The organism is Streptomyces sp. NPDC001858 (assembly GCF_053594615.1).
Map to the genome: position 1 here is coordinate 48,002 of NZ_JBSFEV010000023.1, position 14,380 is coordinate 62,381.

Genomic DNA, 14,380 nt, shown 5'->3' on the forward strand with positions numbered 1-14,380 from the left:
GTCAGCGGCAACGCTTCAGCCGGCCCCTCCGCCGTCGGCGATCGCGCCTCAGCCGATCCACCGCCTTTAGTGCCCGCGCCTCAGCCGACCCTCCGCTGTCAGCGGCAACGCTTCAGCCGGCCCCTCCGTCGCCGGCGATCGCGCCTCAGCCGATCCACCGCCTTCAGTGCCCGCGCCTCAGCCGACCCTCCGCCGTCAGCGGCAACGCTTCAGTGGCCGCCTCCGTCGGCGGCGGCCCGCCTCAACCGACCCCACCGCTGTCAGGGGCCCCGCCTCAACCGACCCACCGCCCTCAGCGCCCCCGCCTCAGTCGCCACCCGCGTCGGCGGCAACGCCTCACTCGCCCACCCGCCTCAGCGGCTCCGCCTCACTCGCCCACCCGCCTCAGCGGCTCCGCCTCACTCGCCCACCCGCCTGAGCGGCTCTGCCTCACTCGCCCACCTGCCTCAGCGGCTCTGCCTCACTCGCCCACCTGCCTCAGCGGCTCCGCCTCACTCGCCCACCGGTGTCGGTGGCAATGTCTCGGGTGACTGCTGAGGCTTGGCGGTGGCGTTGTTGGGTGCTTTGCGACGTGCCCAGCGTGCCGCCAGCGGTTCTGTGTAGCGGGCGGTGATCGGGCCCGCGATGACCAGGATCAGGACGTACGCCGTCGCCAGCGGGCCCAGTGACGGCTCGATTCCGGCGGTGACGGCCAGTCCGGCGATGACGATCGAGAACTCCCCGCGCGCCACCAGCGCGCCGCCCGTCCGCCAGCGCCCCTTGACCGAGATCCCGGCCCGCCGGGCCGCCCAGTAGCCCGTGGCGATCTTCGTCGCGGCGGTCACGATCGCCAGCGCGAGGGCGGGCAGCAGGACGGGAGGGATGCTCGCCGGGTCGGTGTGCAGCCCGAAGAAGACGAAGAAGACCGCGGCGAACAGGTCCCGCAGCGGACTGAGCAAGGTGTGCGCGCCCTCGGCGACCTCCCCGGACAGCGCGATGCCGACCAGGAACGCCCCCACCGCTGCCGACACCTGGAGCTGCTGTGCCAGGCCCGCGACCAGGATCGTCAGTCCCAGCACGACGAGGAGCAGCTTCTCCGGGTCGTCGCTCGACACGAAACGGGAGATGACCCGGCCGTACCGCACCGCCGCGAACAGCACGAGCCCCGCGACGCCCAGTGCGATCGCCACGGTGACACTGCCGGCCGCCAGGCCCACGCCGGCCACCAGGGCGGTCACGACGGGCAGGTAGACCGCCATGGCCAGGTCCTCCAGGACCAGCACGCTCAGGATCACCGGGGTCTCCCGGTTGCCGACCCGGCCCAGATCGCCCAGCACCTTGGCGATCACCCCGGACGACGAGATCCAGGTGACGCCCGCCAGCACCACGGCCGCCACCGGCCCCCAGCCCAGCAGCAGCGCGGCGGCCGCGCCCGGCACGGCGTTGAGGGCGCAGTCCACGAGGCCGGCCGGATAGTGGGACTTGAGGTTGGAGACGAGATCGCTGGCCGTGTACTCCAGGCCGAGCATCAGCAGCAACAGGATGACGCCGATCTCGGCGCCGATGGCGACGAACTCCTCGCTCGCGCCGAGCGGCAGCAGCCCTCCCTCGCCGAAGGCCAGACCGGCCAGCAGATACAGCGGGATCGGCGAGAGCCGGAAACGGGCGGCGAACCGCCCGAGCAGGCCGAGGCCGAGGATGATGGAACCGAACTCGATCAGCAGGACTGCGGAGTGCACGGATCACTCCCGACCGAGTATCGCCGCGGCCGCGTCCACGCCTTCGCGGGTGCCGATGACGATGAGGGTGTCGCCGCCCGCAAGACGGAAGTCGGGGGTCGGGGACGGAATCGCCTCCGCCCGGCGCAGCACCGCCACGATCGAGACCCCGGTCTCCGTGCGCATCCGGGTGTCGCCCAGCAGCCGCCCGTTCCAGCGCGAGGTCGCCGCCACCTCGACCCGCTCGGCGACCAGGCCCAGGTCCGTGGTGTAGAGCAGGCTCGGGCTGTGATGGGAGGGCATCAGCGCGTCGATCAGCGCGTCGGCCTCGGTGCCGGTCAGCCGCAGGGACTGGGCGCAGGAGTCGGGGTCGTCGGCTTGGTACACGCTGAACGTGCGGGTGCCGTCGCGATGGGCCACCACGGACAGGTGGCGCTGCTCCCGCGTGACGAGGTCGTACTGGACTCCGATGCCTGGCAGCGGTGTCGTCCGAAGGCGTGGAGCAGACACGTTTCTTCCCCTTGCTGATCGTGTGCCGGTCGTGCCGGTCGGGCTGGTCGTACCGGTCGGCCAGCCGTGCCGGTCGGACCGGCCGTATCGGTCACGCGGGCTGGGCCGATGGCGTCGGTCGTGCCGATCGTTCCTGTGACGTTCTCGACGACTGCCCTGAGCCGCCATGCTGCCATCCCCCCGTACGGTGACGACATGGGTGTCGTGACGGATGGACAGGGCCGACGGTGGGCGAAGAGGCTGGTCACGGCGGTGCCATGGCAAGACGGAGAGAGCAGGGGAGGAGGAACCGCGCACATGTCGTTGTTCTGGCGGATCTTCGTCCTCAACGCCTTCGGCCTGGTCGTGGCGGCCGCGCTGCTGCTGGGCCCGGTCACCGTCTCCACTCCCATACTGCCGGGCGAGGTGCTCGTCGTGGTGGCGGGCCTGGCCGCGCTGCTGACCGTCAACGCGGTCGTGCTGCGCGTCGGACTGGCCCCGCTGGGGCGGCTGGGCCGGGCCATGGCCGACGCCGACCTGCTGCACCCCGGGGCCCGTGCCGTGGTCTCGGGGCCGGTCGAGACGGCAGAGCTGATCACCACCTACAACGCCATGCTGGACCGGCTGGAGGCCGAGCGCGCGGCCAGCGCGGCCGGGGCGCTGTCCGCACAGGAACGCGAGCGCCACCGCATCGCCCGCGAACTGCACGACGAGGTCGGCCAGACCCTGACCGCGGTGCTGCTCCAGCTCAAGCGCGTCGCCGACCGGGCCCCCGCGGACCTGCGCGAGGAACTGGGCCAGGCGCAGGAGGCCACCCGGTCCGGCCTCGACGAGATTCGCCGCATCGCCCGCCGACTGCGCCCCGGCGTCCTCGACGAACTCGGCCTGCTCAGCGCGCTGCGCTCCCTCGCCGCCGAGTTCACCACCCATGGACTGACCGTGCGCCACGACCTGCGCACCGGGCTGCCCCCGCTGACCGAGGAGACGGAACTCGTGCTCTACCGCGTGGCCCAGGAAGCCCTCACCAACACCGCCCGGCACTCGGGGGCCGACCGCGCTGAACTCCGCGTCCGTCCGGTCGCCGACGGCGTCGAACTCCTCGTCCGGGACAACGGCAGCGGCCTGGGCGCGGCGGCGGAACAGGGCGCCGGCATCCGGGGGATGCGCGAACGGGCCCTGTTGATCGGCGCGACCCTCGACGTCTCGTCGGCGAGGAGGACGGGGGCCGACGGGCCGAGAGGGACAGACGTGCGGCTGCGGGTGGCGGTGCGGGCCACGGCGGCGAGCGCCGACCGACTGGACGCCGCCCCGGTAGGAGGCCCCCGATGACGGACGGCACCTCAGCGACCTCCCCCACACCCGCACCACCTCCCACACCCGCACCACCCGCCCCGCTGACCCGCGTCCTCCTCGCCGACGACCACACACTCGTCCGCCGGGGAGTGCGGCTCATCCTGGACGGCGAGCCCGATCTGACGGTGGTCGCCGAGGCCGGCGACGGGGCCGAGGCGGTCGAGCGCGCCCGCGCCGGGGACATCGACCTGGCCGTCCTGGACGTGGCCATGCCCCGGATGACCGGCCTGCAGGCGGCCCGGGAGCTCTCCCGTCGCCTCCCGGACCTGCCCATTCTCATCCTGACGATGTACGACAACGAGCAGTACTTCTTCGAGGCCCTCAAGGCCGGAGCCGGCGGCTATGTCCTCAAGTCGGTCGCCGACCGGGACCTCGTCGAGGCCTGCCGGGCGGTCGTGCGCGACGAGCCGTTCATCTACCCGGGCGCGGAACGGGCCCTCGTCCGCTCGTATCTGGACCGGCTGCACCGCGGCGACGGCGTCGACGGACTGCCCGAGCGGCCCATCACCGAGCGCGAGGAGGAGATACTCAAGCTCGTGGCCGAGGGCCACACCTCCAGGGAGATCGGCGCGCTGCTCCACATCAGCGCCAAGACGGTCGAACGGCACCGCGCCAACCTCCTGCACAAGCTGGGGATGCGCGACCGCCTGGAGCTCACCCGCTATGCGATCCGCGCCGGTCTCATCGACCCCTGAGGCCGGCCGGCGGCGCCTGCCGCTCGGCGGGGAGACGGGCGTTCGGCGTGGAGCGCCTACCCTTGAGCCATGACCAGCAGCAGCGACCGGAGCCTCGCAGTGGACGTTCAAGCACCCAAGAGCTACGAAATCCGCACTTACGGGTGCCAGATGAACGTCCATGACTCCGAGCGATTGTCCGGGCTGCTCGAAGAGGCCGGGTACGTGCGCGCACCCGAGGGGTCGGACGGCGACGCGGACGTCGTCGTCTTCAACACCTGCGCGGTGCGCGAGAACGCCGACAACCGGCTGTACGGCAACCTCGGCCGGCTCGCGCCGCGCAAGGCGAGCCGTCCCGGGATGCAGATCGCGGTCGGCGGCTGCCTCGCGCAGAAGGACCGCGACACCATCGTGAAGCGGGCGCCCTGGGTGGACGTCGTCTTCGGCACGCACAACATCGGCAAGCTTCCGGTCCTGCTGGAACGCGCGCGCGTGCAGGAAGAGGCGCAGGTCGAGATCGCCGAGTCGCTGGAGGCCTTCCCCTCCACGCTGCCGACGCGCCGCGAAAGCGCTTACGCGGCCTGGGTGTCGATCTCTGTCGGCTGCAACAACACCTGCACCTTCTGCATCGTCCCGGCCCTGCGCGGCAAGGAGAAGGACCGCCGCACCGGCGACATCCTCGCCGAGATCGAGGCGCTGGTCGGCGAGGGCGTCTCCGAGATCACCCTGCTCGGCCAGAACGTAAACGCTTACGGCAGCGACATCGGTGACCGTGAGGCGTTCAGCAAGCTGCTCCGCGCGTGTGGCGCGATCGAGGGCCTGGAGCGCGTCCGCTTCACCTCGCCGCACCCGCGCGACTTCACCGACGACGTCATCGCCGCCATGGCCGAGACGCCCAACGTCATGCCGCAGCTGCACATGCCGATGCAGTCGGGGTCGGACACGGTCCTGAAGGCGATGCGCCGCTCGTACCGGCAGGAGCGCTACCTCGGGATCATCGAGAAGGTCCGCGCGGCCATCCCGCATGCGGCCATCACCACCGACATCATCGTGGGCTTCCCCGGCGAGACCGAGGAGGACTTCGAGCAGACCCTCCACGCGGTCCGCGAGGCCCGCTTCGCCCAGGCGTTCACGTTCCAGTACTCCAAGCGGCCCGGCACCCCCGCCGCGACCATGGACGACCAGATCCCCAAGGAGGTCGTGCAGGCGCGCTACGAGCGTCTCGTCGCCGTTCAGGAGGAGATCTCCTGGGAGGAGAACAAGAAGCAGGTCGGCCGCACCCTGGAGCTCATGGTGGCCGAGGGCGAGGGCCGCAAGGACGGCGCCACCCACCGCCTCTCGGGCCGTGCCCCCGACAACCGCCTGGTCCACTTCACCAAGCCGGAGCAGGAGGTCCGCCCCGGCGACGTCGTCGTCGTCGAGGTGACGTACGCCGCCCCGCACCACCTCCTGGCCGAGGGCGCCGTCCTGGAAGTGCGCCGCACGCGCGCGGGGGACGCCTGGGAGAAGCGCACCGCGGAGAAGGCGGCGAAGCCGGCCGGCGTGCTGCTCGGTCTGCCCAAGATCGGGGTGCCCGCCCCGCTTCCGGTCGCCACGGGCAGCGGCTGCGGCTCCGACTGACGCGTCCGGCGCGTCCGGCGCGTCCGGCGCTTCCGGGGTGACCACCTGCGGGTGGTCACCCCGCGAGTCTTCCGCGGGGTTACCCTGCCGATCATGCTTGTCGCCGCCGCAGTCTGCCCCTGCCCGCCCCTTCTCGTGCCCGAGGTGGCCGCGGGCGCCGCTCCCGAGCTGGACGCCGCACGCACGGCCTGCTCCGACGCGCTGGCCGTGCTGGCGGCCGCGAGGCCGGACCGGCTGGTGGTCGTCGGCCCCGCCGAGGAGTCCGCACGCGGCCCGCATTTGGAGGGTGCCCCGGGCTCGTTCCGCGGCTTCGGAGTGGACCTCTCCGTGCGGCTCGGCCGCGGCGACGGCGAGGGCTCGGCGTCCCCGCGCGGGCTGCCGCCGTCCCTCGCCGTGGGCGCCTGGCTGCTGGAGCGGACCGGGTGGTCGGATGCCCCGATCGAGGGACTCGGCGTGGGCGAGGCGCTGACGGCCGAGCGCTGTCTGGAGGCCGGCCGGGAGATCGCGGGCGCGGCGAAGCGGGTCGCGTTGCTGGTGATGGGCGACGCCAGCGCCTGCCGGACGCTGAAGGCGCCGGGCTATCTCGACGAGCGCGCGGTGCCGTTCGACGCGGAGGTCGCGCGGGCGCTCGGCGCGGCGGACGTCGCGGCGCTCAAGGCACTGGACCCCGAACTGGCGTCCGAGCTCAAGGTCTCGGGCCGGGCGCCCTGGCAGGTGCTCGCGGGCGCCGCCGAGGACGCGGAGCTGACCGGAGTGCTGCTGTACGAGGACGCTCCGTACGGCGTCGGGTACGTGGTCGCGACCTGGTCGTAGAGCCGGGCCGGACGGCGCGGCTCCAGGACGCGCCACGGGTGAAACGGCACATGAGGCGGCACATGAAGCGACAGATGGAGCGGCAGGTGAGACGGCGGACGGCCGCGAGCGCGTGCGCTTCGCGGCCGTCCGCCGTCTCACCGTTCCGCAGTCCGCTCAGGAAGCCGGCGGGGGCGGGCCGGGCGGAGTGAACGTGTCGCCGCCGCCGGCGGGCGGCTCTTTGTGCGCGATCCGGTCCATGGCGCCCTTGGCCTTGTCGGTGCCCGTGTGGATCCTGTCGCTGTACTTGCCCTTGGTCCTGTCGTCGACGACCTTGGCGGCTTTGTCGATGCCGTGCTGAACCTTGTCCCCGTGCTGTTGCGCGAGGTCAGAGACCTTGCCCTTGGCCGGGGCGAGCCTGGCCTTCAAATTGTCCAAAAGACCCATGGGTCACCTTCCCTCGCGGGTGCGTCATGTGCGGGCGCCTTCGCCGGCCTCGCTGTCGGCCGCTTCCTCGGCCGACTGCTGCCGGGGGATCTCGACGCCATCGGTGGCGGCGACCGGCTCGGCTGCCCTTCCCGTTCCCGCCACCGTCTCTGTCTCCGTCGTATCCCCGGCTTCGGCCGTCTCATGCACGGCCTCGGCAGCCTGCTCCGGCTTGGCGCCCTCCTCCGGGGTGTCGTCCGGCGTCGTACCGGACGGTGCCTCGGCGGCGGTCGCCTCCTCGGTCGCAGCCTCCTCAGAGGCCTTTGACCTCCGGAAAAGTCGCGCCAAAACGCCCATATCCACTCCATACGGTACTCGTGCGGGCGAAATCCCGCGTTGGCCGGTGCGTCCGATTGCGCCACCGGGGTCGCCGCCCCTGTGCGGGGCGACGGGAAACTCGCAACGGGCAACGACCCCGGACCGGCGTCGTCACGTAACTCGTTCGAGGGCGGGGGCCGGGGTTTGCGAGACTGGTGCCGTGAGCAGCGCACCCCCCGCCCCCCGCGTCATCGCCGTCGTCGGACCGACCGCGGCCGGAAAGTCCGATCTGGGCGTCTTCCTGGCCCGACGACTCGGCGGCGAGGTCGTCAACGCCGACTCCATGCAGCTCTACCGAGGGATGGACATCGGCACCGCCAAGCTGACGCCCGAGGAACGCGGCGGCGTCCCGCACCACCTCTTGGACGTCTGGGACGTCACGGTCACCGCCTCCGTCGCCGAGTACCAGCGGCTGGCACGCGCGCGGATCGACGCCCTGCTCGCCGAGGGCCGATGGCCGGTTCTCGTCGGCGGCTCCGGGCTGTACGTCCGCGGCGCCGTCGACAACCTGGAGTTCCCCGGCACCGACCCCGAGGTCCGCGCCCGGCTCGAGGAGGAGCTCACCCTGCGCGGATCGGGCGCGCTGCACGCCCGGCTGGCCGCCGCCGATCCCGAGGCCGCGCACGCGATCCTGCCCGGCAACGGCCGCCGTATCGTCCGGGCCCTGGAGGTGATCGAGATCACCGGAAAGCCCTTCACGGCCAACCTGCCCGGCCATGACTCCGTCTACGACACCGTCCAGATCGGGGTCGACGTGGCCCGCCCCGAACTCGACGAGCGCATCGCCCGCCGCGTCGACCGGATGTGGGACGCGGGGCTCGTGGACGAGGTCCGCGCGCTGGAGGCGCGGGGCCTGCGCGAGGGGCGTACGGCGTCGCGCGCGCTCGGCTACCAGCAGGTTCTCTCGGCCCTCACCGGCCAGTGCACGCAGGCGGAGGCGCGCGCGGAGACGGTCCGTGCCACCAAGCGCTTCGCGCGCCGTCAGGATTCCTGGTTCAGGCGCGATCCGCGGGTGCACTGGTTGAGTGGGGCTGCGGCTGATCTCACCGAACTTCCGGAGCTCGCGTTGGCGTTGGTGGAACGACCGGTTACAGCCTGATCACGTCATGGCATCGGGACGCCCAGGCCGCCTTCCGGGCCTCCGACGCCGTGCCATCATCGAGCTTCGATCGACCAAGTGGAGTCCGAGTTGGGAGGGCGCGTGGCGATGGAGGCCGGCCCTCGCGACACCGCAAAAGGCACTGAGCAGGTGACCACCGAGCGTGGTGAACCGGAGCCCGAGGAAGCCCGTCTGAGCCCCGACGGGCCGGACGAGGACGACACCGTCGGCGGGGTGACCGACGACGGTCCCGAGCCCGAGGAGATGTTCGCGGGCGGCCCCGAGGTCGAGGTCGAACTGCGCCCGCAGCGCCGGCTCCGGATCTGGCAGCTCGCGCCCATCGTGGCGCTGGCCGCGACCGGCTCCCTGATGTTCGCCTTCCCGCTCGCCTTCGACTTCGGCGACAGCGGGGCCATGATCGCCATGCTCGGGCTGCTGATCTGCTCCTGCGCGGCCGGCTGGGGAATGATGGCCGCCCGCCGCGTCGGCTACACATGGCCCGGTCTGCCCCAGCGCGGCTCCGGTCGCCGACCCGACTGGCGGGTCGTCCTCGCTTACGTCGTGATGGTCGCGGCGGTGGTCGCCCTGGCCGTCGGGCGGGTCGCCCGACTGCGCTGAGCCCGGCGCGTGCCACCCCGTACGATCGAGGGATGAGCACCCGGATCGCCTTCCTCAAGGGGCACGGCACCGAGAACGACTTCGTGATCGTCCCGGACCCCGAGAACGCCATCGACCTCCCCCCGACCGCCGTCGCCGCTTTGTGCGACCGTCGCGCGGGCATCGGCGGCGACGGACTGCTGCACGTCGTGCGGTCCGCCGCGCACCCCGAGGCGAAGGACATGGCGGCCGAAGCGGAGTGGTTCATGGACTACCGCAACGGCGACGGCTCGATCGCCGAGATGTGCGGCAACGGGGTCCGGGTCTTCGCGCGCTACCTCCAGCACGCCGGTCTCATCCCTGAGGGGGACCTCGCCGTCGCCACGCGCGGGGGTGTGAAGAGCGTCCACCTCGCCAAGGACGGGGACATCACCGTCGGCATGGGCAAGGCGCGGCTGCCCGAAGGGGAGGTCACCGTGAGCGTCGACGGGCGCAGCTGGCCCGCGCGGAACGTGAACATGGGCAACCCGCACGCCGTCGCCTTCGTGGACGACCTCGCGCACGCGGGCGCGCTGCACGCTCCGCCGCCCTTCAGCCCCGCCTCCGCTTACCCGGACGGGGTCAACGTCGAGTTCGTCGTGGACCGGGGCCCGCGGCACGTCGCCCTGCGGGTGCACGAGCGGGGGTCCGGCGAGACCCGCTCGTGCGGCACGGGCGCGTGCGCCGTCGCCGTGGCGGCCGCCCGCCGGGACGGCGCCGACCCGGCGGTCACCGGGACGCCCGCCACGTACACCGTGGACCTGCCCGGCGGCCGTCTGGTGATTACCGAGCGGCCCGACGGCGAGATCGAGATGACCGGACCCGCAGTGATCGTGGCCACAGGCGAGATCGATCCCGAGTGGCTGGAAACCGCCGTTCGCTGACGAGGCCTCGGTTTGGCATCGGAGGCAGGAAGGGGCCGGGGGTGTGGAGGAGCAGCCCCCGGGGCCGGTCGTGGGTTCGAATTCATGACCGCCTCCAGGTCAGGCGGCTCAAAACCGTAAACCCCTGATCCTTCGCTCGAATGGGTGATCCGTTTCACGCTCGGCGAGAGGCGGTCAGTCGGGCGTGGTGGGGTCGGTAGCATCAAGCACCGGCCCGGACGGGGGACCGTTGACCAGTCCCCTGAGCCGTGTCCGCCCTGGGACACCCCGTCCGCCGGTCCACGCAGCCGGAGGTGCCCATGAGTGCGGAGGCCACGAACCCTGCGACCCCAGGCCCGGTAGTGCCTGCAGTGCCTGCAGCCCCCCGCAGGCGCAGTCGCCCCCGGATCGACCTGCGCCGCCTGGGCCGGGCCGCGTTGCTCGGACCGGCCTCCCGCGGCCGGCTGCCCGACGCCATCGGCCATGTGGTCGAGGCCCACCGCGCCCATTACCCCGACGCCGACCTGCAACCGCTGCACCGCGCCTATGTGCTCGCCGAGTCCTCGCACCGCGGCCAGATGCGCAAGAGCGGCGAGCCGTACATCACCCACCCGCTCGCCGTGACGCTGATCCTCGCCGAACTCGGCGCGGAGACCACGACCTTGACGGCGTCTCTGCTCCACGACACCGTCGAGGACACCGATGTGACCCTCGACCAGGTCGGCGAGCAGTTCGGCGCCGAGGTGCGCTACATCGTCGACGGCGTCACGAAGCTGGAGAAGGTCGACTACGGGGCGGCCGCCGAGCCCGAGACCTTCCGCAAGATGCTCGTCGCCACCGGCAACGACGTCCGCGTGATGTCGATCAAACTCGCCGACCGACTGCACAACATGCGCACCCTCGGCGTGATGCGCCCCGAGAAACAGGAACGCATCGCCAAGGTGACCCGGGACGTCCTCATCCCGCTCGCCGAACGCCTCGGCGTCCAGGCCCTCAAGACCGAACTGGAAGACCTCGTCTTCGCGATCCTCCATCCCGAGGAGTACGAGCACACGCGCGAGTTGATCGTCGACAACGCCTCCCGCGCGGACGACCCCCTCGCCGAGTTCTCCGACGCGATGCGCGCCATCCTGCGCGACGCCGACATCCAGGCCGAAGTCCTCATCCGCCCACGGCACTTCGTCTCCGTGCACCGCGTGTCCCGCAAGCGCGGCCGGATGCGGGGCGCCGACTTCGGCCGGCTGCTGGTGCTCGTGAACGAGGACGCCGACTGTTACGCCGTCCTGGGCGAACTGCACACCTGCATGACCCCGGTCGTCTCGGAGTTCAAGGACTTCATCGCCGTCCCCAAGTTCAACCTGTACCAGTCGCTGCACACCGCCGTCGCCCGCGAGGACGGCCAGGTCGCCGAAGTCCTCATCCGTACCCACCAGATGCACAAGGTCGCCGAGGCCGGCGTCGTCGCACTCGGCAACCCGTACACGGGGACCGCGGAGGAGCAGACCGGGCAGCGAGTCCCGGCAGACGAGGAACGCGTCGACCCCACCCGGCCCGGCTGGCTCTCCCGCCTCCTGGACTGGCAGGAAGGCGCTCCCGACCCCGACACCTTCTGGTCCACCCTGCGCGAGGACCTCGCCCAGGACCGCGAGATCACCGTCTTCCGCCCCGACGGCGGAACCCTCGGCCTGCCCGAGGGCGCCACCTGCGTGGACGCCGCCTACGAGCAGTACGGCGAGGACGCGCACGCCTGCATGGGCGCCCGCGTCAACGGCCGCCTGGCGACCCTCAGCACGGTTCTGCGGGACGGGGACACCGTTCAGCTCCTCATGGGCCAGGACCCCGCTTCGGAGCCCTCCAGAGAGTGGCTGGAGCACGCCCACACCCCCGCCGCCCGGATCGCCATCCAGCGATGGCTGGCGACGCACCCGACCCCGGCCGAGCACGAGGGCCCTGCACCGGCAGCCGACTCCGGGGCCGCCGGCACCGCCAAGGCCGCCGAGGCGACCGCACGGTCCACCGCCGACGCGACCACGGGCGACGAGCCCGCCCCGCGGCCAGGCGCCGCGATCACCGTCGTCGACCGGCCCGAGGCCAGCGTCCGGCTCGCCGGGTGCTGCACGCCCGTACCGCTCGACGCGGTCACCGGCTTCGCGGTGCGCGGGGGAGTGGTGACCGTGCACCGCGCCGAGTGCACCGCCGTGGCGCGCATGGTGGACGCGGGACGCGAGGAAGTCGAGGTGACCTGGGGCGACACCACGGGATGCCGGGTCACCCTGGTCGCCGAATCGTTCGGCCGCCCCCATCTGCTCGCCGACCTCACCGAGGCCATGGCCCTGGAAGGCGCGGAGATCGTCTCCGCGACCGTCGAGCCCCCGAGCCAGCAGCGGGTCCGCCACACGTACACCGTCCGACTCCCCGACGCCGCCCACCTGCCCACCCTCATCCGGGCCATGCGCAACGTGCCCGGGGTCTACGACGTGGGCCGCGCGCAGCATCACGCGCCTGCCTCCACGGGGCCGGTCTAGGTCGCCCACACGCGTGTGCCCGAGCCGCGCGGGCGTCCCGCCCGGGCGTCACGCACACGCGCGTGAGCAACCCGTTCGGGTGGGGCGGGCGCGCGTCGCCCACGCGGCACCCGTGCGCGCTGGTAGCGGTGGTGCATGCTGCTCACCCCCCGCGTCCGGCTGAAGTCCGCGCTGCTCGCCTCGGCCGTCTCCGTCTGCCTCGTCGCCGCGAGCGCACCGGCCGTCCCGCTCGGCGTCGGCGACCGTCTCTTCCCGCACCTGGGCAACCCCGGGTACGACGTCGCGTCGTACGACCTGTCCTTCACCTATTCCGGCTCCAACAGCAAGCCCCTCCAGGCGGTCACCACCATCGACGCCTGGACCACCACCGCCCTGGAGCGGATCAACCTGGACTTCGCCCACGGCAAGGTCGACTCGGTCGAGGTCGACGGCCGGCCCGCCGCCTTCGCCGGCGCGGGCGACGACCTCGTGGTCACCCCGGAGGACTCGCTCACCCCGGGCAGCTGGATGCGGATCACCGTGCGGCACACCAGCGATCCAGTGAGCACCGCCGACCGCGACGGCGGCTGGGTCAGGACAGCGGACGGTCTCGCCATGGCCAACCAGGCGGACGCCGCCCACCTGGTCTTCCCGTGCAACGACCATCCGTCCGACAAGGCGATGTTCACGATCCGGGTCACCGCGCCGAAGGAGTACACGGCCGTCGCCAACGGGCTGCCGACCGGCGTCGAACGGGTCGGCGACGCCACCACGTGGACGTACCGCACCCGGCACCCCATGGCGACCGAGCTCGCCCAGGTGTCCGTCGGCCGTTCCACCGTCGTGCACCGCGAAGGGCCGCACGCACTGCCCGTCCGGGACGTCGTGCCCACCAAGGACCGTGAACTCCTCGAACCGTGGCTGAAGAAAACCCCCGACCAGATCGCCTGGATGGAGGGCAAGGTCGGCCCCTACCCCTTCGAGACGTACGGCGTGCTCATGGCCGAGGCGTCCACCGGGTTCGAACTCGAGACGCAGACCCTCTCTCTCTTCGAGAGAGACCTCTTCACCGAGCCCGGCTACCCCAAGTGGTACGTCGAGTCGATCATGGTCCATGAGCTGGCCCACCAGTGGTTCGGCGACAGCGTCAGCCCCCGCACCTGGTCGGACCTGTGGCTCAACGAGGGACACGCCACCTGGTACGAGGCCCTGTACGCGGAGGAGAAGGCGGGCCGCACCCTGGAGGCGCGCATGAAGGCGGCGTACGGCGCCTCCGACCGCTGGCGCGCGGCGGGAGGCCCGCCGGCGCAGCCCAAGGCGCCCGACCCCGGCCAGAAGATCAGCATCTTCCGGCCCAACGTCTACGACGGCGCGGCGCTCGTCCTGTACGCCCTGCGCGAGAAGATCGGCGGGCCCGCGTTCCAGCACCTGGAGCGGGCCTGGGTGCACGACCACCGTGACTCCACGGCGTCCACGGCCGACTTCCAGAACCTCGCCGAGGAGATCTCCGGACGCGAGCTGTCCGGGTTCTTCAAGGCCTGGCTGTACGCCGAGAAGACCCCGCCGATGCCCGGCCACCCGGACTGGAAGTCGGTGGCGCCGACAGCCGCGAAGGGCCCGAAAGCCACACCGCAGGCCGCGCCGCACACCGAGCCCCACACGGCGCACCACACCGCGCACCAGGCCGTGCCCAAGGCCCCGCCGGCCGCGAAATAAGGCCGTGACGAGACGGGCCGTACCGTGCGACCATCGTGACGTCGGCGCGGCACGGCCCGCGGGAATCTCCCGGGGTGCTCGTGCGTTCTTCTCCTTGAAGGCCGCCGTATCGGTATCCCCAACGACGTAAGGA

13 protein-coding genes are annotated in these 14,380 nt (G+C 72.1%); 9 read left to right on the plus strand and 4 right to left on the minus strand.

Going from position 1 to position 14,380, the window contains the following annotated elements:
- Window positions 1-491: 491 nt before the first annotated feature.
- Together ACWCPF_RS28120 and ACWCPF_RS28125 are read right to left on the minus strand one after the other, a co-directional pair.
- Window positions 492-1,718, minus strand: coding sequence for a cation:proton antiporter (locus ACWCPF_RS28120; protein ID WP_451047897.1), 1,227 nt, complete (start codon window positions 1,716-1,718; stop codon window positions 492-494).
- 3 nt (window positions 1,719-1,721) lie between these two features.
- A complete protein-coding gene (locus ACWCPF_RS28125; protein ID WP_451047898.1) occupies window positions 1,722-2,207 on the minus strand; it encodes a cation:proton antiporter regulatory subunit in 486 nt (161 codons plus the stop codon).
- A 297-nt stretch (window positions 2,208-2,504) separates the two neighbouring features.
- On the opposite strand from ACWCPF_RS28125, the gene ACWCPF_RS28130 reads away from it, so the two are divergent.
- The 4 genes from ACWCPF_RS28130 to ACWCPF_RS28145 all read left to right on the plus strand — a co-directional run bounded on the left by ACWCPF_RS28130 (window position 2,505) and on the right by ACWCPF_RS28145 (window position 6,646).
- Window positions 2,505-3,515 (plus strand): sensor histidine kinase, encoded by a 1,011-nt coding sequence (locus tag ACWCPF_RS28130; RefSeq protein WP_451047899.1) that lies wholly within the window; start codon window positions 2,505-2,507, stop codon window positions 3,513-3,515.
- Window positions 3,512-4,234 (plus strand): response regulator, encoded by a 723-nt coding sequence (locus ACWCPF_RS28135; protein ID WP_451047900.1) that lies wholly within the window; start codon window positions 3,512-3,514, stop codon window positions 4,232-4,234. Before ACWCPF_RS28130 ends, ACWCPF_RS28135 begins: the two co-directional genes overlap by 4 nt.
- Before the next feature lie 69 nt (window positions 4,235-4,303).
- A complete protein-coding gene (gene miaB / locus ACWCPF_RS28140) occupies window positions 4,304-5,833 on the plus strand; it encodes a tRNA (N6-isopentenyl adenosine(37)-C2)-methylthiotransferase MiaB (RefSeq protein ID WP_451047901.1) in 1,530 nt (509 codons plus the stop codon).
- Window positions 5,834-5,926: 93 nt separating this feature from the next.
- Window positions 5,927-6,646 carry a class III extradiol dioxygenase subunit B-like domain-containing protein gene (locus tag ACWCPF_RS28145; protein ID WP_451047902.1) on the plus strand — a complete coding sequence of 240 codons (720 nt, stop codon included), beginning with the start codon at window positions 5,927-5,929 and terminating at the stop codon, window positions 6,644-6,646.
- A gap of 156 nt (window positions 6,647-6,802) precedes the next feature.
- On the opposite strand, the gene ACWCPF_RS28150 is transcribed toward ACWCPF_RS28145, so the two are convergent.
- A complete protein-coding gene (locus tag ACWCPF_RS28150; protein WP_451047903.1) occupies window positions 6,803-7,072 on the minus strand; it encodes an antitoxin in 270 nt (89 codons plus the stop codon).
- A 24-nt stretch (window positions 7,073-7,096) separates the two neighbouring features.
- On the minus strand, window positions 7,097-7,408 hold the full coding sequence (locus tag ACWCPF_RS28155) for a hypothetical protein (protein ID WP_451047904.1): 312 nt from the start codon (window positions 7,406-7,408) through the stop codon (window positions 7,097-7,099).
- A 181-nt stretch (window positions 7,409-7,589) separates the two neighbouring features.
- Here ACWCPF_RS28155 and miaA point away from each other — a divergent pair, with 181 nt between their 5' ends.
- The 5 genes from miaA (at window position 7,590) to ACWCPF_RS28180 (ending at window position 14,247) form a co-directional block, all read left to right on the plus strand.
- A complete protein-coding gene (gene miaA, locus ACWCPF_RS28160) occupies window positions 7,590-8,528 on the plus strand; it encodes a tRNA (adenosine(37)-N6)-dimethylallyltransferase MiaA (protein WP_451047905.1) in 939 nt (312 codons plus the stop codon).
- A gap of 108 nt (window positions 8,529-8,636) precedes the next feature.
- The gene (locus ACWCPF_RS28165; RefSeq protein ID WP_451047974.1) at window positions 8,637-9,146 is read left to right on the plus strand and encodes a hypothetical protein; all 510 of its coding nucleotides are present in this window, start codon (window positions 8,637-8,639) and stop codon (window positions 9,144-9,146) included.
- 32 nt (window positions 9,147-9,178) lie between these two features.
- On the plus strand, window positions 9,179-10,048 hold the full coding sequence (gene dapF / locus ACWCPF_RS28170) for a diaminopimelate epimerase (protein ID WP_451047906.1): 870 nt from the start codon (window positions 9,179-9,181) through the stop codon (window positions 10,046-10,048).
- A gap of 299 nt (window positions 10,049-10,347) precedes the next feature.
- On the plus strand, window positions 10,348-12,552 hold the full coding sequence (locus ACWCPF_RS28175) for a RelA/SpoT family protein (protein WP_451047907.1): 2,205 nt from the start codon (window positions 10,348-10,350) through the stop codon (window positions 12,550-12,552).
- 135 nt (window positions 12,553-12,687) lie between these two features.
- Complete coding sequence (locus ACWCPF_RS28180; RefSeq protein ID WP_451047908.1) at window positions 12,688-14,247, plus strand: M1 family metallopeptidase; 1,560 nt, start codon at window positions 12,688-12,690, stop codon at window positions 14,245-14,247.
- Window positions 14,248-14,380 lie beyond the last annotated feature (133 nt).